The 19,161-nt window shown below is 73.9% G+C and carries 18 protein-coding genes and 2 tRNA genes; 11 read left to right on the forward strand and 9 right to left on the reverse strand.

The window, feature by feature from the left end; all coding sequences use genetic code 11:
* Positions 1–70: 70 nt before the first annotated feature.
* The 6 genes from ACGF4F_RS11255 (at position 71) to ACGF4F_RS11280 (ending at position 5,328) form a co-directional block, all read left to right on the forward strand.
* Positions 71–3,055, forward strand: coding sequence for a UPF0182 family protein (locus ACGF4F_RS11255; protein ID WP_357439849.1), 2,985 nt, complete (start codon positions 71–73; stop codon positions 3,053–3,055).
* A gap of 149 nt (positions 3,056–3,204) precedes the next feature.
* Positions 3,205–3,714, forward strand: a complete 510-nt coding sequence (locus ACGF4F_RS11260; protein ID WP_357439852.1) for a SigE family RNA polymerase sigma factor — start codon at positions 3,205–3,207, stop codon at positions 3,712–3,714.
* Positions 3,704–4,618 carry a hypothetical protein gene (locus ACGF4F_RS11265; RefSeq protein WP_357439854.1) on the forward strand — a complete coding sequence of 305 codons (915 nt, stop codon included), beginning with the start codon at positions 3,704–3,706 and terminating at the stop codon, positions 4,616–4,618. The genes ACGF4F_RS11260 and ACGF4F_RS11265 overlap by 11 nt, the downstream gene beginning before the upstream one ends.
* 48 nt (positions 4,619–4,666) lie before the next feature.
* A tRNA-Met gene (locus ACGF4F_RS11270) sits at positions 4,667–4,743 on the forward strand.
* 167 nt (positions 4,744–4,910) lie between these two features.
* Positions 4,911–4,984: transfer RNA gene (locus ACGF4F_RS11275), tRNA-Met, on the forward strand.
* Positions 4,985–5,079: 95 nt separating this feature from the next.
* Positions 5,080–5,328, forward strand: coding sequence for a hypothetical protein (locus ACGF4F_RS11280; protein ID WP_357439856.1), 249 nt, complete (start codon positions 5,080–5,082; stop codon positions 5,326–5,328).
* Between the two features lie 80 nt (positions 5,329–5,408).
* Here ACGF4F_RS11280 and ACGF4F_RS11285 read toward each other — a convergent pair whose 3' ends face one another.
* Entirely contained in the window at positions 5,409–6,728 is a 1,320-nt protein-coding gene (locus ACGF4F_RS11285; RefSeq protein ID WP_393076905.1) for an ABC transporter substrate-binding protein, read from the reverse strand.
* A 151-nt stretch (positions 6,729–6,879) separates the two neighbouring features.
* On the opposite strand from ACGF4F_RS11285, the gene ACGF4F_RS11290 reads away from it, so the two are divergent.
* Together ACGF4F_RS11290 and ACGF4F_RS11295 are read left to right on the forward strand one after the other, a co-directional pair.
* Positions 6,880–7,713 (forward strand): phosphoribosylaminoimidazolesuccinocarboxamide synthase, encoded by an 834-nt coding sequence (locus ACGF4F_RS11290; RefSeq protein ID WP_357439861.1) that lies wholly within the window; start codon positions 6,880–6,882, stop codon positions 7,711–7,713.
* 90 nt (positions 7,714–7,803) lie between these two features.
* Positions 7,804–8,742: a ribose-phosphate diphosphokinase gene (locus ACGF4F_RS11295; protein WP_393076908.1), complete on the forward strand. Its 939-nt coding sequence runs from the start codon at positions 7,804–7,806 to the stop codon at positions 8,740–8,742.
* 61 nt (positions 8,743–8,803) lie between these two features.
* Here the strand turns inward: ACGF4F_RS11295 and ACGF4F_RS11300 are convergent, their stop codons facing one another.
* The gene (locus tag ACGF4F_RS11300; RefSeq protein ID WP_357439863.1) at positions 8,804–9,238 is read right to left on the reverse strand and encodes an ATP-binding protein; all 435 of its coding nucleotides are present in this window, start codon (positions 9,236–9,238) and stop codon (positions 8,804–8,806) included.
* Positions 9,239–9,353: 115 nt separating this feature from the next.
* Between ACGF4F_RS11300 and macS the strand changes: the two genes are divergently transcribed.
* On the forward strand, positions 9,354–10,478 hold the full coding sequence (gene macS / locus ACGF4F_RS11305; protein ID WP_357439866.1) for a MacS family sensor histidine kinase: 1,125 nt from the start codon (positions 9,354–9,356) through the stop codon (positions 10,476–10,478).
* Complete coding sequence (locus ACGF4F_RS11310; RefSeq protein ID WP_073834739.1) at positions 10,475–11,119, forward strand: response regulator transcription factor; 645 nt, start codon at positions 10,475–10,477, stop codon at positions 11,117–11,119. The genes macS and ACGF4F_RS11310 overlap by 4 nt, the downstream gene beginning before the upstream one ends.
* A 13-nt stretch (positions 11,120–11,132) precedes the next feature.
* Here the strand turns inward: ACGF4F_RS11310 and ACGF4F_RS11315 are convergent, their stop codons facing one another.
* The 3 genes from ACGF4F_RS11315 to ACGF4F_RS11325 all read right to left on the reverse strand — a co-directional run bounded on the left by ACGF4F_RS11315 (position 11,133) and on the right by ACGF4F_RS11325 (position 13,604).
* Positions 11,133–11,708 carry a DUF5709 domain-containing protein gene (locus tag ACGF4F_RS11315; RefSeq protein ID WP_357439870.1) on the reverse strand — a complete coding sequence of 192 codons (576 nt, stop codon included), beginning with the start codon at positions 11,706–11,708 and terminating at the stop codon, positions 11,133–11,135.
* Positions 11,709–11,817: 109 nt separating this feature from the next.
* A complete protein-coding gene (locus ACGF4F_RS11320; protein ID WP_357439873.1) occupies positions 11,818–12,606 on the reverse strand; it encodes an ATP-binding protein in 789 nt (262 codons plus the stop codon).
* On the reverse strand, positions 12,606–13,604 hold the full coding sequence (locus ACGF4F_RS11325) for an SDR family oxidoreductase (RefSeq protein ID WP_357439876.1): 999 nt from the start codon (positions 13,602–13,604) through the stop codon (positions 12,606–12,608). The genes ACGF4F_RS11320 and ACGF4F_RS11325 overlap by 1 nt, the downstream gene beginning before the upstream one ends.
* A 180-nt stretch (positions 13,605–13,784) precedes the next feature.
* On the opposite strand from ACGF4F_RS11325, the gene ACGF4F_RS11330 reads away from it, so the two are divergent.
* Complete coding sequence (locus tag ACGF4F_RS11330; protein ID WP_357439879.1) at positions 13,785–14,981, forward strand: glycosyltransferase; 1,197 nt, start codon at positions 13,785–13,787, stop codon at positions 14,979–14,981.
* Here the strand turns inward: ACGF4F_RS11330 and ACGF4F_RS11335 are convergent.
* From ACGF4F_RS11335 to aroA, 4 genes are read right to left on the reverse strand one after another with little or no spacing between them, the layout of a single operon-like run.
* The gene (locus ACGF4F_RS11335) at positions 14,978–15,844 is read right to left on the reverse strand and encodes a hypothetical protein (RefSeq protein WP_357440176.1); all 867 of its coding nucleotides are present in this window, start codon (positions 15,842–15,844) and stop codon (positions 14,978–14,980) included. The genes ACGF4F_RS11330 and ACGF4F_RS11335 overlap by 4 nt on opposite strands.
* Before the next feature lie 60 nt (positions 15,845–15,904).
* Positions 15,905–16,714, reverse strand: coding sequence for a histidinol-phosphatase (gene hisN / locus ACGF4F_RS11340; protein ID WP_357439882.1), 810 nt, complete (start codon positions 16,712–16,714; stop codon positions 15,905–15,907).
* A 48-nt stretch (positions 16,715–16,762) separates the two neighbouring features.
* The gene (gene rsgA / locus ACGF4F_RS11345; protein ID WP_357439884.1) at positions 16,763–17,869 is read right to left on the reverse strand and encodes a ribosome small subunit-dependent GTPase A; all 1,107 of its coding nucleotides are present in this window, start codon (positions 17,867–17,869) and stop codon (positions 16,763–16,765) included.
* Complete coding sequence (gene aroA, locus ACGF4F_RS11350) at positions 17,839–19,140, reverse strand: 3-phosphoshikimate 1-carboxyvinyltransferase (RefSeq protein WP_357439887.1); 1,302 nt, start codon at positions 19,138–19,140, stop codon at positions 17,839–17,841. Before aroA ends, rsgA begins: the two co-directional genes overlap by 31 nt.
* Positions 19,141–19,161: the final 21 nt, after the last annotated feature.

Below are 19,161 nucleotides of genomic sequence, written 5' to 3' on the forward strand. Positions count from 1 at the left end.
CAGGAACACCCCGTACTCTGGGTGCCTGGTCGGAGCCGATCACATCGAGCGTGCGGAGCCAACAGTGGTCATGCGTAGCAGTCCCCTGCCGAGGATGAGCCGGCGCGGACGCGCCACCATCGGGGTCCTGATCGGGGTGTTCGTGCTCTTCACCCTGCTCGGGTGGGGAGTCAACGCCTGGACGGACTGGCTCTGGTTCGAGGAGGTCCGCTACACCCAGATCTTCACCGGGGTGCTCGGCACCCGGCTGCTGCTCTTCCTGGTGATCGGGCTCGGCATGGCGCTGATCGTCGCCGGCAACCTCTGGCTGGGATACCGGCTGCGGCCCCAGCTGCGCCCGCACTCCGCCGAGCAGGCCACCCTGGAGCGGTACCGGATGCTGCTGAGCCCCCGGCTCGGCACCTGGATCGCGCTGGTCTCCGCCGTCATCGGGCTCTTCGCCGGGCTGTCCGCGCAGAGCCGGTGGAGCCAGTGGCTGCTGTTCCGCAACGGCGGGAGCTTCGGCGTCAAGGACCCGGAGTTCGGCGTCGACATCGGCTTCTACGTCTTCCAGCTGCCGTTCTGGCGCTACCTGCTCGGCGTCGGCTTCACCGCGGTGGTGCTCGCCCTGCTCGGTGCCCTGGCCATGCACTACGTCTTCGGCGGGGTGCGGCTGCAGGGCATCGGCGACCGGATGACCAATGGCGCGCGCGCCCACCTGAGCACGCTGGTCGCGGTCTTCGTCCTGCTCAAGGCGGTCGCGTACGTGCTGGACCGGCGGGCGATGCTGCTGGAGTACAACGAGGGCGCCAAGCTCTACGGCGCCGGCTACGCCGACGTGAACGCGCTGCTCCCGGCGAAGGAGATCCTGGCCTACATCTCGGTCGTGGTGGCCATCGCGATCATCGTGTTCTCCAACGCGGTGATGCGGAACCTGGTCTGGCCCGGCATCTCGCTCGCCCTGCTCGGCGTCTCGGCGGTGGCGATCGGCGGCATCTACCCGTGGGCGGTGCAGACCTTCGAGGTGAAGCCGAGCGCCCGGGACAAGGAGGCGCCCTACATCGAGCGCAGCATCGAGGCGACCCGGGCCGCGTACGGGCTGACCGGGACCAAGTCCGCCGGGTACGCGGCGAGCAACCTCACCCCGCCACCCAGCCTGGCCACCGACACCTCGGTGGTGGGGAACGCCCGGCTGCTCGACCCGCAACTGGTCTCCGAGACGTACACCCAGCTGCAGCAGGTGCGTGGCTTCTACGACTTCGGCCCGAAGCTGGACATCGACCGGTACGCCGTGGACGGCAAGACCTCGGACTACGTGGTCGGCGTCCGAGAGATCAACTATGACGAGCTGACCCCGCAGCAGAGCAACTGGATCAACCGGCACACCGTCTACACCCACGGCTACGGACTGGTGGCCGCCCCGGCCAACCAGGTGGTCTGCGGCGGCCAGCCGTACTTCGTCTCCGGCTTCCTCGGTGACTCCGGCAAGGAGGCCCAGGGCTGTGCGTCCGCGACCGAGCAGATCCAGGCCAAGCAGCCGCGGATCTACTACGGCGAGCGGATGAAGGCGGACGACTACGCCATCGTCGGGCAGACCGGGGAGCGCAACGTCGAGTTCGACCGCCCGACCTCGAGCGGGGGCGAGCAGTACTACACCTACACCGGCGAGGGCGGCGTCAAGATCGGCTCGTTCACCCGCCGGCTGCTCTACGCGATCAAGGAGCAGGAGTCGAACTTCCTCCTCTCCGAGGCGGTGAACCAGGACTCCAAGCTGCTCTACGTCCGCAACCCGCGGGACCGGGTGGAGAAGGTCGCGCCGTTCCTCACCCTGGACGGCGACCCGTACCCGGCGGTGGTGAACGGCCGGGTCCTGTGGATCGTGGACGGCTACACCACGGCCGCGACCTACCCGTACGCGGAGCGGGTCAACCTGCAGGCCGAGACGGCGGACGAGCTGACCGGCCGGGGCACGTTCCAGCTCGCCCGGGAGAACGTCAACTACATCCGCAACTCGGTCAAGGCGACCGTCGACGCGTACGACGGCACGGTCAAGCTCTACGCGTTCGACGAGACCGACCCGGTGCTCAAGGCGTGGAACAAGGCGTTCGGCGGCGAGCTGGTGCTGCCGAAGGGCGACATCCCGGCGGAGTTGGCCGAGCACTTCCGCTACCCGGCGGACCTGTTCAAGGTGCAGCGGAACCTGCTCACCAAGTTCCACGTCACCGATCCGGGCGACTTCTATTCCGGGCAGGACTTCTGGCAGGTGCCGAACGTGCCGGACGCGCCGGACAGTGGGCAGAAGCAGCCGCCGTACTACCTGTTCACCCAGTTCCCGGGGCAGGAGGCGCCGCGGTTCCAGCTCACCTCCGCGGTCACCCCGAACGGCCGGCAGAACCTGGCCGCGCTGATCTCCGGGTCGTACGTCGACGGCCAGCCGAGGCTGGAGATGCTGGAGCTGCCGGACCAGACCCGGATCTCCGGGCCGGTCCAGGTGCACCAGCAGATGAGCAACAACGGCGACATCCGGCAGCAGCTCAACCTGCTCTCCTCCAACCAGGCGCAGGTGCAGTACGGCAACCTGCTCTCGCTGCCCTTCGCCGACGGCATGCTCTACGTCGAGCCGGTCTATGTGAAGAGCAGCAACCAGGACGCGTACCCGCTCCTGCAGAAGGTGCTGCTCTCGTACGGCGACGGCGGCTCGTACGTGGTGCTGGCGAACAACCTCACGGACGGCATCAAGCAGCTCGTCGAGCAGGGCAAACGGGCGCCCGGGGCCACGCCGCCCAGCACCGGCGGCAACCCGCCGACGGGTGGCGGCACCAGCCCGCCGGTGCTCACCGGCGCGCTGGCCGAGGCCGCCGGCAAGGTGCAGAGCGCCATCGCCGAGGTCAAGGCCGCCCAGGCGTCCGGCGACTTCGAGCGGTACGGGCGGGCCCTGAAGGCGCTGGACGAGGCGATGACGGCGTTCCAGGAGGCGCAGGTGGCGGCCAACCCGTCGCCCGCCCCGTCGGCCAGCGGCAGCCCGTCCGCGTCGCCGCCGGCCGCACCCTCGTCCTCACCGTCAGCGAACGGCTGACGCCGGCCCGACCAGCGAGCCCGTGGTCTGGAGATCCCTAGTGGTCTCCGGCCACGGGCTTTGTCGCATACCGGACGGAACGCTCGCAACCCGGCACCCGCTTCGCCCGTCATCAATGCAGGTGGACCGAGGGGAGGCGGGATCTCCAGATGAGGGACACGAACGGTTTCGACGACTTCTACCGGAGCACGTCGGCACGGGCGCTGCGGTACGGCTACGCCGTGGCGCACGATCCCGGCGAGGCCCAGGACCTCGTGCAGGAGGCGTACGCCCGGGCCTGGCGGCAGTGGACGACGCTGGCCGCCCATCCGGCCCCCGAGGCCTGGCTGCGGTTGGTGATCAGCCGGCTGGCCACCGACCGGTGGCGCCGCCTGCGCGGCTGGCGGCTGGCGGCCAGCCGGACCGGCCCGCCGGACGACGTCGGGCCTCCGGGGGAGGACAGCGTGCTGCTGGTCGGCGCACTCCGGCAGCTGCCGGTCCGGCACCGGCAGGCCCTCGCGCTGCACTACCTGTTCGACATGTCGGTGGCGGAGATCGCCGGGGAGGCGGGGGTCCCCGTCGGCACGGTGAAGTCCTGGCTGTCCCGCGGCCGGGCCCGCCTCGCCGAGCTGCTGCCCGGCCTCACCACCGCGGAGCTGGAGGTCGACGATGTCGCGTGAACTGACCCGCCTCTACCGGGCGCTGGCCGCCGACTCCGACCCGCGGGCGCTGCCGGACCCGGACCAGGTGCGCCGCCGGGCCGATCGCCGGGCGCGCTACCAGGCCACGCTGGGCGCGTTGGCCGTCGCCGTGCTGGTCGCCGGCACGGCCGTCGGCGCGCAGCTCGTGCTCGCCGCCGGGCCGGACACCCCGCCCGGGCCACCCGCCGCCACCCCCACCCCCGGGCCGTCGACGCCGGCCAGCTCCGGCCCGCCGTCGCCGAGTCAGAGCGCGCCCACCCCGTCCGGTACGCCCGCAGCCCCGACGACCAGTGCCCGACCTCCGGCCACCACCCCGACCAGCATCCCGGGCCGGGCCTTCTTCACCCTGCCGGCCGCCAACGACGCCGGCACGGGCAGTCAGTTCGTCCCCGGCCCGGTGCTGCCGGACCTCTGCGGCGCAACGCCCGGCGAGGCGCAGATCGCCACCCGCCGGGCGCGGACGCTGGCGTTCAAGCTCGCGGGGGCGCCGGCCGAAGCGGTGCCGGACGGCAGCTACCGGCAGAGCGTCACGGTCTACCGGGCCGGCCGGGCCGACGACGCGCTGCGCGAGCTGCGGCAGGCGGTCCGGGACTGCCCTGAGCAGCCGCTCCCGGACGCGCCGGGCGGGACCGTCACCCAGCGGCTGCTCGCCGGCACCGGGTACGGCGACGAGTCGGTGCTGTTCGAGACCCGTACGCCGTACCGGGACGTCAACGGCGACCCGACCGGCGGCGACGAGGTGCACCTGGTCCGGGCGGTACGGATCGGCGACGTGGTCACCGTGCTCTGGGAGCAGGGCTGGGAGGGCACGTCGACGGATCGGCCGCAGTTCGAGGCAGACAGCCGCCGGGCGACCGAGGCGGTCCGGAGGTGGCTGGGCTGACCCCGTTTTGCGCCTCCTGGGGTCGGTGCGCTACGGTTTACGGACCGACGCGGGGTGGAGCAGCTCGGTAGCTCGCTGGGCTCATAACCCAGAGGTCGCAGGTTCAAATCCTGTCCCCGCTACCACGCCAGAACGGCCCCGAGGATCCGATCCTCGGGGCCGTTCTCTTTCTGCCGCCCAACGGGCGAAACTTCTGCCGCCGGGCGAAACTTCTGCCGTCAACGGGCGAAACGCCGCGATCGGGGACCGGGCTGATCTCCACGGCGGGGATGCGATAGGCTGTACGAGCCGACGCGGGGTGGAGCAGCTCGGTAGCTCGCTGGGCTCATAACCCAGAGGTCGCAGGTTCAAATCCTGTCCCCGCTACTCGTCACGAAAGGCCCCGGAGTTCGCTCCGGGGCCTTTCGTCGTTCTCGGCCCCGCCGTCCTGCCCGGTTGCGCTGCTGGGCGAGGATGGGGGCATGTCTGCTTGGAACAGGTGGTGGGGCCGGCTGGGCGCGGTCCTCGGTGGGGTCGTGCTCGCGGTGTTCGTACCGGTCGCGGCCTGGGCGTCGACGGGTACCGGCGAGCTCGTGGTGGAGGCCGCCCGGCGGCGGTCCCGGGGCGGCTTCGGCTTTCTCGGGCTGCTCTGCTGCCTCGTGGTGGTCGGCGGGATCGTGCTGCTGGTGCTGTTGCTGACGCGCGGCCGGCGGAACCGCCCGCCGCGCTGACCGCCGGCCGCACGCCCCCGGCCCGCGTGCTCGGCCCGCCGTGCCTTGGGGGCGCGCGTCACGCGGCCCGGGCCGGGCGGTCACCCGGCCAGCGCCGCGTTCGCCTGCGCCATGAACCGGGAGGTCGCGGCCCGGGCCCCGGACCGCTTGCCGCGGATGCTCCCCGCCGCGGCGACGAGCAGGGTACGCACCCGCGCGTGACCCCGGGGTGGCGGCGCCGGCGCCGGTCCGGTGACGCTGTCCAGGTCGACGCCGAGGCTCGCCAACTGCTTCGCGGCCGGGTCGGTCAGTCCGTCCACGACCGACTGCCGGACCGGGACGCTCGGGTTCAGCCCGCGTTCGGTGCCGAGGATGCGGCCCGCCTCCGTGTCGGTGGTCAGGAAGTTGATCACGTCGGCCACCACCGCCGGGTGCCGGGTGCCCCGGAACGCGGCCCAGTACATCGACGCCCGGGGCCACTGCGCGGCCGGGCTGCCGGGGAAACTGGTGAGGCCCAGCTCGTCGCGGGTGCGGCTCTGGAGCTCCGGGAACTCGTGTGCCCAGGCGAAGGAGGCGGCCGCCTGCCCGGTCACCACGAGCTGCCGGTCGAGGTCGCCGGTGTCCGCCAGCTCGGTCAACGCGGTGCCCGCGGTGGCGCGGGAGTTGCGCGCCACCTCCCAGAACTCGAACCAGCGGAGCAGCTCGCCGGAGTCGAAGCCGAGCTGCCGTCCCTGGTAGAGCTCGCCGCCCCGGCCACGCAGCCAGAGCCAGAGGGCCCGGTAGTCGCCGGAGGGATCGGTGGTGCCCGCCACCCGGTTGCCCGAGGCGCGGGTGAGCCGGGCGGCCCACTGCACGTACTCCGGCCACGGCATGCCGAGACGCGGCTCGGGCAACCCCAGGCGGCGCAGCAGGTCGCGGTTGTAGACCAGCGCGGCGTAGGTCTGCGCGGCGGGGACGGCCGCGGTGTCGCCGTCCACCTGCCCGTACCGGGCCAGGTTCTCCGGCAGGCCGCGCAGGTCGAGCCGCCGCTCCGCGACGTACCCGCTGAGGTCGAGGACGATCTCCCGCCGGGCGTACTCGGTGAGCACGGTGTCGTCGATCTGGAACAGGTCGGGCACGTTTCCCCCGGTGGCCTGGGTGGCCAGCCGGTCGTAGTAGCCGGTGAGACCCTGCCAGGTGCCCCGGAACTGCACCTTCGGATGCCGGGCCGAGTAGAGCCGTAGCGCCCGCTCGGTGGCCTCGGTCCGCGCGGTCCCACCCCACCAGAAGACCGACAGCTCGACCGGCCCGTCGTCGACCGGGTGCTGCTCCTCCGGGCCGCAGCCGACCAGCCCGCCGGCGAGCAGCGGCACCCCCGCCAGCGCGCCGAGGAGCCGCCGCCGGTCGACGCCGCGGCGGGGTACGGACTGCGGAGCGCGCACGGGTTCTCCCTGGGGGACGGGCGGCTGCTGCGGACGGATCATTTACACAGGCCCCACGCGGGAGTGTCAACGCCGGGGCCGTACGCCGTACCGGCGGGGTGGCCGGTGGCCGCGCCGGGCGGGGAATCCGGCGCGTGGTGTACTAGGCGCCGTGGAACTTCTGCACTCGGGCAAGGTCCGGGATGTCTACGCCGACGGCGACGACCTGATCCTGGTCGCCTCCGACCGCATCTCGATCTACGACGTGCCGCTGCCGACCCCGATCCCGGACAAGGGTCGCCTGCTCACGGCCCTGTCGCTGTGGTGGTTCGAGCAGCTCGCCGATCTGGTGCCGAACCACGTGATCTCCGCCACCGACGTGCCCGAGGAGTTCGCCGGCCGGGCGATCCGCTGCCGCCGGCTGGACATGGTCCCGGTCGAGTGCGTGGCCCGCGGCTACCTCACCGGCGGGGGCTTCGCCGAGTATCAGCGCACCGGTGCGGTCTCCGGGGTGGAGCTGCCCCGGGGACTGGTGGAGGCGTCCATCCTGCCCGAGCCGATCTTCACCCCGTCGACCAAGGCCCCGAAGGGCGAGCACGACGAGCCGATCACGTACGCGCAGGTGGTCGACAAGGTCGGCGCGGAGACCGCCGAGCGGCTGCGGCAGATCACCATCGACGTCTACCGGCGTGGCGCGGAGATCGCCGCCGAGCAGGGCGTGCTGATCGCGGACACCAAGATCGAGCTGGGCTGGACGCCGGACGGCACCCTGCTCCTCGCCGACGAGGTGCTCACCTCCGACTCGTCCCGGTTCTGGCCGGCCGAGTCCTACCAGCCGGGCCGTGCCCAGTTCTCCTACGACAAGCAGTACGTCCGGGACTGGGCCACCGAGAGCGGCTGGGACCGGCAGCCGCCGGCGCCGGAGGTGCCGGCCGAGGTGGTCGAGGCGACCCGGGCCCGCTATGTCGAGGTGTACGAGCGGCTGACCGGCAACACCTGGAGCTGACCCGGAAGGTTGATGCGCTCGTCTGCCGGCTGCACCGCCGGCCCATCGGATCGCCGACCCTGAGCCGGCCAGCCCGTACGATCGGCAGTCGTGCGTGACATTGCCGTGTTCAGTGGGACCGCCCACCCCGAGCTCGCCGCCGAGATCTGCGCCCACCTGGGCGTCCCGCTGCATCCGGTGCGGGTGTCCCGATTCGCCAACGACTGCCTCGAGGTGCAGTTGCAGGCGAACTGCCGGGAACGGGACGTCTTCCTGATCCAGCCGCTGGTGCCGCCGGTGCAGGAGCACCTGGTCGAGTTGTTGCTCATGACCGATGCGGCCCGGGGCGCGTCGGCCGGCCGGATCACCGTGGTGCTGCCGCACTACGCGTACGCCCGGTCGGACAAGAAGGACGCCCCGCGCATCTCCATCGGCGGGCGGCTGGTCGCCGACCTGCTCACCTCGGCCGGCGCGGACCGGGTGCTGGCGATGACCCTGCACTCGCCGCAGGTGCACGGCTTCTTCAGCGTCCCGGTGGATCACCTGCACGCGCTGCGCGAACTGGCCGCCCACTTCCGGGGCCACGACCTGAGCAACGCCGTGGTGGTCTCGCCGGACCTGGGCAACGCCAAGGAGGCGGCGGCGTTCGCCCGGATGCTCGGCACCCCGGTCGCGGCCGGCGCGAAGCAGCGGTTCAGCGACGACCGGGTCAAGATCAGTACGGTGATCGGCGACGTGGCGGACCGGGACGTCATCGTGCTGGACGACGAGATCGCCAAGGGCAGCACGGTGATCGAGTTGATGGCCCATCTGCGCGAGCGGAACGTCCGCTCGATCCGGCTGGCCTGCACCCACGGTCTCTTCTCCAGCGGGGCGCTCGACCGGCTGAGCGAGCAGGACGGAGTGCTGGAGATCGTCTGCACCAACACCGTGCCGATCCCGGCGGAGAAGCGGGTGCCGAAGCTGGCGGTGCTCTCGGTGGCGCCGGCCCTGGCCGAGGCGATGCGGCGGATCCACAACGGCGAGTCGGTGAGCGCCCTGTTCGCCTGACCGCTGCGTCCGGGTGCGGGCCGTCGGGGCGGCCGCACGTTCCTCCCCGGTCGAGGCGGGCTCAGCCGACGGCGGCGGTGATCCGGACGACGGTGCCGGCCTCGCCGGTCTCGACCGCCATGGTGTCGCTCAGCTCCCGGGCCAGCCACAGACCCCAGCCGCCGGCGATGTCCGGGGCGGGCCGGTTCCGGTCGCTGAGCCGCTGGGAGCTGATCCCATGGCCGTGGTCGGCCACCTCGCAGACCAGCTCCCCGTCCTGGCACCACAGCCGCAGCCGGCCCTGGCCGCCGCCGTGCCGGACGGCGTTGGTGATCAGCTCGTTGACCGCCAGCACGAAGTCGTCCAGCCGCTGGCCGCTCAGTCCCGAGGCGTGCGCGCAGGAGGTGACCGAGTGCCGTAGCTGGGTCACCCGGGCCTGGTCGAAGACCTCGGCGATGAGGAGGGTGGGTTCGATGGGCACAACCGTACGCGGTGCGGGGGTTTCTGCGTTTGTCATGGCCCCGTCCCGGCGGTCGATCTCGGCGATTTTCGCGGCATTTCCACCGTACGTCAGGGTTTCCGGGACCGCACCCGTCACCCTGCCCGCGCCGGACTGTGGCATGGTGTCGCGCATGCCGTCGTCCCCGGGTGGCCTGGAGGTCCCGCTCTGGCGGTCCATCGCGGTGTTCCGGTTCGCCTCGCTGGCGTACGTCGGGTTGCTGGTGCTCCGCGATGCCCACCGGTATGCCCACCCGATCGCCGCGGGTGGCGTACTCCTCGGGATGCTGGCCTGGACCGGGGTGACCGCGGCTGGCTACGCGCGTCCGGCCGGGCGGCGCTGGCCGCTGCTCCTGGCCGACCTCGGGGTGGTGCTGGCGCTCATGCTGGCCACCCCGTGGGTGGTGGGCCGGGCGGCGCTCGCCGCCGGCGTGCCCACCCTGACCGTCGCCTGGCTGGCTGGGCCGGTCCTGGCCTGGGCGGTCTCCGGCGGCCGGCGACGCGGCGCGATAGCCGCGCTGGCGCTCGGCGGGGTCGACCTGGCCACCCGGACCCGGATCAGCCAGTCCTCGCTGACCGGGGTGATCCTGTTGCTGCTCGCCGGGGTGGTGGTCGGGCACGTGGCCCGCCTGGCCGTCACCGCCGAGGAGCGGCTGCAACGGGCGGTGGAGCTGGAGGCCGCCACCCGGGAGCGGGAGCGGCTGGCCCGGGACATCCACGACTCGGTGCTCCAGGTGCTGGCGCTGGTGCAGCGGCGCGGCGCGCACCTGGACGGCGAGGCGGGCGAACTGGCCCGGCTCGCCGGTGAGCAGGAGGCCGCCCTGCGCGCCCTGATCGGCCGCGCCGGGACCCCGCCGGCCGACGAGGGGGACACCCGCGACCTGCGCGATCTGCTCAACGGGTACGCCTCGGCGACGGTCGAGGTCGCCGCGCCGGCCACCCCGGTGCCGCTGCCCGCCAGGATGGCCGCCGAACTGGCCGCCGCGGTCGGGGCGGCACTGGACAACGTGGCCCGGCACGCCGGCGGGCGGGCCTGGTTGCTGATCGAGGACGAAGGGGAGACGGTGACCGTCTCGGTACGTGACGGGGGGCCGGGGATCCCGGAGGGGCGGCTCGCCGAGGCCGCGGCGCAGGGCCGGCTCGGGGTGGCGCAGTCCATCCGCGGCCGGGTGGCCGACCTGGGCGGCGAGGTACGCATCGTGTCCGCCCCCGGGACCGGCACGGAGATCGAGTTGAGCGTGCCGAGGAGCGGCCGATGAGCACCGGCGTACGGGTCATGGTGGTGGACGACCACCCGATGTGGCGGGAGGGGGTGGCCCGCGACCTCACCGAGGCCGGGCACCTGGTGGTGGCGACCAGCGGGGAGGGGCGGCAGGCGGTCCGGGTGGCTGCGGCGGTCCGCCCCGACGTGGTGGTGCTCGACCTGCAACTGCCGGACGTCTCCGGCGTCGAGGTGATCCGCGGGCTGCGCGCCGTGCTGCCGGAGGTACGGGTGCTGATGCTGTCGGCCAGCGGCGAGCCGCAGAGCGTGCTGGACGCGGTCAAGGCGGGTGCCACCGGTTACCTGGTCAAGTCGGCCGCGCCGGCCGAGTTCCTGGACGCGGTGCGCCGCACGGCGGCCGGCGAGCCGGTCTTCACGCCGGGCCTGGCCGGGCTGGTGCTGGGGGAGTACCGGCGGCTGGCCGCCGCCCCGCACGACCCGGCACCCCGGCTCACCGAGCGGGAGACCGAGGTGTTGCGGCTGGTGGCCAAGGGCCTGTCGTACAAGCAGATCGCCGAGCGGCTCGGGCTGTCCCACCGGACGGTGCAGAACCACGTGCAGAACACGCTCGGCAAGCTCCAGCTGCACAACCGGGTCGAGCTGACCCGCTACGCCATCGAGCGGGGCCTGGACGCCTGAGCGGTCGGCCCGGTCACGGGGTCGCCTCGGGCGGGCGCGTCTCGTGCACGGCCAGCTCCTCGGCGGTCGCCCCGCCACCGGCCGCGCCCGCGTCGTACCCGATGTTGTCGGTCTCCTGGTCGGTGTGCGCGCCCTCGTCCGGTTCGACCAGCCGGCCCACCTGGTGGTCGGCGACCGCGCCGAGCTGGCCGTGGTCGTAGATCGAGACCGCCGAGTGCGGGTCGGAGGTCGGGCCCGGGTCGATCACGTCGGCGTCGAACTGGGCCTGCGCGGCCGCCTCGTCGCTGTCCGCCTCCGCGGCGATGTCCGGGTCGACCGGGCCGGCGAGTGGGTCGTCGGCGGGCCGCTCGTACACCTCCCGCTGGAGCTTGTAATCCAGCGACTCGCCGTCGAGCTGTTCCTCGGCGGTGGTCCCGTACCGGTCCACGGCCACCGGGTCGCGGTCGCCCGGGAGCTGGGCGGGCTCGGGGCCGTCCGCCTCCCGCCCGGTCAGCACGTCGTCCTTGGCCGTCGAGTCGTCGTCGGCGGTGTCGGGCAGACCCTCCGCCTCCGGGTCGGACACGGGGGTGGGGTACTCGTCGTCGCGCATGACCGGTCACTACCCGCCGAGCTGACCGCACTAACCGGGTCCGGCGGCGTGGATCGGGAGGAACGGGGAGAAAAGGGCCGACGGCCGGGGTGTCCGGCCCGATCGCCGGTCAACCGCGGAAGGCGGCCTCGTCCTCGGCGCGCAGGACGCACCAGACGACCTTGCCGTCCGGCAGCGGTGTGCTGCCCCAGCGCCGGGCGACCGTGTCGATGAGCAGCAACCCGCGGCCACCGGTCGAGGTGAGCGGGGCCAGCCCGGCGTACGCGGGCAACCGGGCCGAATGGTCGCGGACCGCCAGGTGCAGGGCGCTGACTTGCGGGGCCAACCGGACGGTCATCGGCGTCCCGGCGTGGGCGACCACGTTGTTCACCAGCTCGGTGACCGCGATGCACCCGGGCTCGGCCAGCTCCGGCACACCCCACCGGGCACAGCCGTCGGTGAGCAGCGCCCGGACCTCGCGGGCCGCCCCCACCGCCGGGGGCAGGTCCGTGGCCAGCACGGCCGCGAGCGGCGCGCCGGCCAGCGCCGCCCGCGCCTCGTCCAGGGACGGATAGACCGGGGCGGCCTCACCGGCGCGGCCCGCCGGGTCGAGCACCAGCACGTCGGCGGCCGGCCAGTCGGCCACCGTGCGGTGCACGTCGTCGATGGCGGCGCGGGCCCCAGGGTGGGCGATCCGGACCTCGGACAGGTCGACGATCACCGGCCCCGGCCGCTGCCAGAGCCGGGCGAGCAGCGCCTCCCGGACGGCGTCGACGCCGGCCAGGTCGAGCACGCCGCTCAGCCTGACGACTGCGGAGGATTCGTCCGTCTCCACCAGGCAGCGCACGTCCATCGGCATGATCGTCCCATTGTGCATGCCCGGCCCGGCCCACGCATCCGACCGGTCGGCGCGGTCCATCAGCGGTCCGCCCGTCCGCGCCGGGTCAGGGCGGCCAGGGTGCCCACGGCGGTGCCCGCCGCGGCCAGCCCGAAAGCCGCGGTGATCCGGACCAGCTGCCGGCGCCGGCCGTGCCAGCCGCCGGTCCGCTCGGCCTCCGCGTGCGGGTTGAACAGGTTGCCGGTGCTGTTCAGGCGGAGGCCGGGGCCGAACTGGGTGCGCGCGGTGTACCAGCCGAGCGCGCGCTCGGCCAGCGCCGGCGCGAGCCGCCACTGCAGCCCGACGAGCCTTGCGGCGCCCCCGGCGTACGCCTCGCGGCGCGGCCGGCGCAGCAGTCGCACGATCGTCTCGGCGACCATCTCCGGCGGGTAGACCGGCGGTGGCGGGGTCAGCTCGTGCCGGCTGTGGTTGGCGGCGTGCCGGAAGATCGGGGTGTCGATGCTGGCGGGCAGCACGGTGCAGATGGAGATGTTGGCCCGGCCGGTGACCCGCAGCTCCTGCCGGACCGTGTCGGCCAGCCCGCGGATGCCGTGCTTCGTCGCGTTGTAGGCCGACTGGTAGGGCATCGCCACCTCGGCCAGCACCGACGCGTTGTTGACCAGGACCCCGCCGCCCGCCGCCTCCAGCCAGGGCAGCGCCGCCTTCGTCCCGTACACCGTGCCGAGGAGGTTCACCGCCACCACCCGGCGGAACTCCTCCACCGGGATCTCGTCGAACAGCCCCGCCACGCCCACCGCCGCGTTGTTGATCCAGGCGTCGATCCGGCCGAACTCCGCCGCCGCCCGCGCGGCGAGCCGCTCCACGGCCACCGGATCGGTGACGTCGGTGGGCACGACCAGCGCCTGTCCGCCCAGTCCGCGGCAACGGTCGGCGACCCGGCGCAACGCCTCCTCGGTCCGGGCCGCCAGCACCACGTCGGCGCCCCGCCGGGCCAGCTCGTACGCGGTGGCCGCGCCGATGCCGCTGGACGCGCCGGTGATCACCACCGTGGCGTCGCCGAGGTCGCGGGTGAGCGGCATTCCTCGCCGGTACCCCCGGTCGGGGGCGATCATGCCGCCGGGATCGCCCGGATCACGGGCCGGCCCACCTCGCGCCGGTCCGTCGGTCCGCTCCCGATCTGCCAGGTTTCGGCGCACCAGGGCCGGGTTAATGGGACCCTCTGACCGGAGGACCCACCGTAGAACGCATGGAGGTGCACCATGCGCGTCGGCCTTGTGTGTGCGCACGCCGGCCCGTCCGTCGACGGTCCCACCGTCGGCACCCACCAGCACATCGCGCGGGTGGCGGCCGAGCTCGCCGCACGGGGTCACGACGTCCGGGTCTACGAGCGCCGCGACGAGTCCGGGCAGCCCGAGTGCGTCGAGGTGGACGGCTACCGGCTGGAGCGGGTGCCGGTCGGTCCGCCCAGCCCGCTGCCCACCGTCGAGCTGGTGCCGCACGTGTCCGACTTCGGTCGCTGGCTGGCGCAGCGGTGGCACGGTGACTGGACGCCCGAGGTGGTGCACGGTCACTACTGGGTCGGTGGCCTGGCCGCCGCGCACGCCGTACGGGAGACCGACATACCGGTCGTGCAGACCTTCCATTCGCTCGGCGTCGAGCAGCTGCGCCATCTCGGCCGGCGGTACGACGGGCCGGGGGAGCGGATCCCGCTGGAACGGGCGCTGACCCGGGCGGTGGACATCGCGGTCGCGCAGTGCAACGACGAGGTCGACGAGTTGACCCGGATGGGGCTGCAGCGCACCTCCGTGGCGATGGTGCCGACCGGGGTGGACACCGAGCAGTTCCACCCGGACGGCGAGGCGGCGCCCCGGGACCAGCGCTCCCGCATCCTCTCCGTCGGTGGGCTCTCGCCGGCGCACGGCCACGAGGACCTGATCCGGGCGATGCGGCTGGTCGGCGACGCCGAGCTGGTGATCGCCGGCGGCCCGCCCGCCGAGCGGCTCACCGACCACGCGGAGGCGCGCCGGCTGCGCGAGCTGGCCGAGCAGACCGGGGTGGCCGAGCAGGTGAAGCTGGTGGGCGCGGTACCGCACGACCAGATGGCCACCTGGTACCGCTCCGCCGACGTGGTCGCCTGCACCCCGCACTACTCGTCCGCCGGGCGGGTGTCGCTGGAGGCGATGGCCTGCGGGGTGCCGGTGGTCGGTTACGCGATGGGCGGCATCGCCGACGCGGTGGTCGACGAGGTGACCGGACGGCTCGTCCCGCCCGGCGACGTCCGCGTCCTCGGGGTCACCCTGCGCCGGCTGCTCGCCGACAACGCCGGGCGGTTCGCGTACGGGCACGCCGCCGTGGACCGGGTCCGGTGCAGCTACACCTGGGAGCGGACGGCCGGCGCGCTGGAGCGGCTCTACGAACGGGTGGTGGGCCGGCGCAAGCCGGTGGAGGCGGCCTAGCGGCCTGACTCGGCGGCGGCGCCGGCGCCGATCATCGGGCGCTCCCGGTCGCGGGCGACCGCGTGGTGGTGCTGCGGCTCGGCGTACCGGGTCAGGCCGACCACCGACACCAGCGTGGCCAGGAAGCCGATCCCGGCCAGCCACTCCCGCCCGGGCCAGATCCGGTCGTTGAGCAGCAGCAGGCCGATGATCGCCGCGGGCACCGCCCCGGCGGCGTCCATCGCGGCCACCGCGGCGGTGGTGGAGCCGCGCTGCATCGCCAGGCCGAGCAGCAGCTGCCCGACCACCGAGTGGGCGACCAGCAGATACAGCAGCGGGTCGCGGACGAACGCCTCCGCGGTGTCGGCCGAGGCGAGCGGCCGGGCGGCCACCGCTGCGGCGGAGAACGCCATCCCGGCCAGCGAGCCGAGCGCCACCGAGCCGGGTGCGCCGTGCAGCCGGGCGGCGAAGAAGCCGAGCACGCCGATCAGCCCGAGCGCCCCGGCCAGGCCGATCAGCCCGGCGGTGCCGAGCTGCCGCGACGGCGCCGGCTGGGCGGCCAGCACCAGCGCGGTGATCCCGCCGAAGAGCAGCCCGAGCAGCGCGATCTCGGCGGCCGGCAGGCGCCACTTGAGCACCAGCACGCCGAGCAGGGCGGTCACCCCGAGCCCGGCCGCCACGCTGGCCTGGACCAGGAACAGCGGCAGGTCGCGGCGGGCCAGGAAGGCGAACACGAAGCCGGTGACCTGGCACAGCAGGCCGACCAGGTAGGTGCGGTGGCTGGCCAGCCGGAGCAGCAGCCCGGGGTCGAAGGTGTGGTGCACGGTGGTCCGCGCCGCGGCCACCGACTGGAGCAGGTTGGCGAAGCCGTACGCGACGATCATGGCCGCGAGGAAGCACCAACCGGAGGACACCACCTGGCGAGGATAGAGGCTACCGGCGGGTCAGCGCGCGGCCGGCCGTCCGAGCCGGGCCAGGATGTCGTCGTGCAGCGCGCCGTTCGTCGCGATCGCGCTGTTCTCGCCGCCCGCCGGCGCCGGCCGCCCGGACAGGTCGGTGAACGTCCCGCCCGCCTCGGTGACGATCGGGACCAGCGCCGCGATGTCCCAGAGCGACAGCTCCGGCTCCACCATCACGTCCAGCGCCCCCTCGGCCAGCAGCATGTAGCCGTAGAAGTCGCCGTACGCCCGGCTGCGCCAGACGTCCCGCATGAGCTGGAGCATGGCGTTCAGCCGGTCCGCCTCCTCCCAGCCGGTCAGCGACGAGTAGCAGAAGCTGGCGTCGGCGAGCTCACCGACGGCGGAGACCCGGATCGGCGTGCCGGCGGCCAGGTCGGGGCCGGCGTACGCGCCCGCCCCGAGCGCGGCCCACCAGCGCCGGCCCAGCGCCGGGGCAGAGACCAGGCCGAGGACCGGGCGGTCCCCCTCCAGCAGGGCGATTAGGGTGCCCCAGACCGGTACGCCCCGGACGAAGTTCTTGGTGCCATCGATCGGGTCGATCACCCAGCGTCGCCCGTCCGGGCCGGTGGCGGGCTGCTCGCCGTACTCCTCGCCGAGCAGGCCGTCGCCCGGCCGGTGCTCGGCCAGCAGGGCCCGGATGCTCCGCTCCACGGCGGTGTCCGCGTCGGAGACCGGGGTGAGGTCGGGCTTCGCCTCGACCCGCAGGTCGAGGGCGCGGAACCGGGCCGTGGAGACCGCGTCGGCGGCGTCCGCGAGCAGGTGGGCGAGGGTGAGGTCGTCGGCGTACCCGGTCATGCCGGACACGCTATCGGTCGCCGGACCGGCAGCCATAATTTGCCCGGCTCACTCCTCGGCGGGGCCCCGCCGGTTCGGCTCCCGGGGGTCGACCTCGCCGCTGCGGGAGGCCAGCAGGCGGCGGTACGAGGCCAGCCGGCGCGGGTCGGCCTTGCCGGCGGCCACCCAGGCGTCCAGCGCGCAGTCCGCCTCGTCGGCGGTGTGTGGGCAGTTCGCCGGGCAGTCGACAGTCGCCTCCACCAGGTCGGGGAAGCCGTGCAGCAGGCTCTCCGCGGAGACGTGCGCCAGCCCGAAGCTGCGTACCCCGGGGGTGTCGATGATCCAGCCCTCGGCGGCATCCGGCAGCCGCAACGCCACGGCGCTGGTCGAGGTGTGCCGGCCCCGGCCGATCGCGCTGACCGTGCCGACCGCCCGGTCGGCCTCCGGCACCAGGCGGTTGACCAGCGTCGACTTGCCCACCCCGGAGTGCCCGACCAGCACCGAGACCCGCCCGGCGAGCAGCGCGCGCAGCGCGTCCAGCGGGGAGTCCGGCCGGATCAGTACGTACGGCAGTTCCAGCTCGGTGTAGTAGTCGAGGACCGCCTCGGGTCCGGCCAGGTCGGCCTTGGTGAGGCAGAGCAGCGGCTCGATGTCGGCGTCGTACGCGGCCACCAGGCAGCGGTCGATGAACCCGGTACGCGGTGGCGGGTCGGCCAGCGCGCTGACGATCACGAGCTGGTCGGCGTTGGCCACCACGACCCGCTCCAGCCGCCCCTCGGCGGTGGTCGCGTCGTCCTCGGCGGTACGCCGCAGCACGGAGGTGCGCTCGGCGATCCGGACGATCCGGGCCAGCGCGCCGGGCGCGCCCGAGGTGTCGCCGACCAGCCCGACCCGGTCACCCACCACCACCGACTTGCGGCCCAGCTCGCGGGCGCGCATCGCGGTGACGGTCGGGGCGTCCGGCTCGGCGTCGGGGAGCACGCAGGTGTACCGCCCCCGGTCGACGGCGATCACGAACCCGTCGACCGCGTTCTCGTGCCGGGGCCGGGTCCGGGTACGCGGGCGCGAGGACTTCCCGGGCCGGACCCGGACGTCGTCCTCGTCGTACTCCCGTCGCCTGCTCGCCAGGACATCCCCCCGTCGGGTCAGCTCTTGCCGGTCACCATCCCTGACCATAGTGCCGGGAACTCGGGCATGGTCTTCGAGGTGCACGTCACGTCGTCCACCTCGATGCCGGGGACGGCCAGCCCGGCGACCGCCGCGGCGTGCGCCATCCGGTGGTCGGCGTACGTCCGGAAGGTCCCGCCACGCAGCGGGCGGGGCCGGATCTCCAGCCCGTCTACGGACTCGGTGATGTCCGCGCCCAGCGAGGCGAACTCCTTGGCCAAGGCGGCGATCCGGTCGGTCTCGTGCCCCCGGATGTGCCCGATCCCGGTCAGCCGGGACGGCGAGTCGGCGAGCATCGCCAGCGCGGTCAGCGCCGGGGTCAGCTCGCTGACGTCGGAGAGGTCGGCGTCCAGGCCGTGCACGCTGCCGGTGCCCCGGACGGTCAGCCCGGCGGTGGTCAACGTCACCTCGCCGCCCATCCGGGTCAGCAGCGTGCGGAGCTGCTCGACCGGCTGCATGCTGCTGCGCGGCCAGCCCTGGAGGGTCACCTCGCCACCGGTGACCAGCGCGGCGGCGAAGAACGGCACGGCACCGGACAGGTCCGGCTCGATCTCCCAGCCGCGCCCGGTCAGCGGGCCGGGCTCGACCACCCAGACGTCCGGGACGGCGTCGTCGACCGCGGCCCCGGCGGCCCGGAGCATCTGCACGGTCATCCGCAGGTGTGGCGCGGAGGGGACCGGCGGCCCCTCGTGCCGGACCACCACGCCCCGGTCGAAGCGGGGCGCGGCCAGCAGCAGCCCGGAGACGAGCTGGCTGGAGGCGGAGGCGTCGATGACCACCTCGCCACCGGCGACCCGGCCGGCGCCGAGGACCGCCAGCGGCAGGCTGCCCGCCGCCGGCGCGTCGATGCGTACGCCGAGCGTGCGCAGCGCCCCGATCAGCGGGCCGAGCGGGCGGACCCGGGCCTGCGGGTCGCCGTCGAAGGTGACCCGGCCCTCGGCGAGCCCGGCCACCGGGGGCAGGAAGCGCATCACCGTGCCGGCCAGGCCGACGTCGACGTGGGCCGGGCCGACCAGCCGGTGCGGCCGGACCAGCCAGCTCTCGTCGTCGGAGGTCGACACGTGCGCGCCCAGCTCGCGCAGCGCGCCGGCCATCAGCTCGGTGTCCCGGGCGCGTAGCGGCCGGTCGAGCGTCGACGGGCCGCTGGCCAGCGCGCTGAGCACCAGCGCCCGAGCGGTCATGGACTTGGAGCCCGGCAGGCGCAGCGTGGCGCCGACCGGGTCGGTGGCGGTCGGTGCGGTCCACGGCTGCGGCGGCCGGGTCGCGGTCAGGTTCCCCACGCTCACATTCTGCCAAGTCCC

The organism is Micromonospora sp. NPDC047740 (genome assembly GCF_043204735.1).
Lineage (GTDB): Bacteria > Actinomycetota > Actinomycetes > Mycobacteriales > Micromonosporaceae > Micromonospora.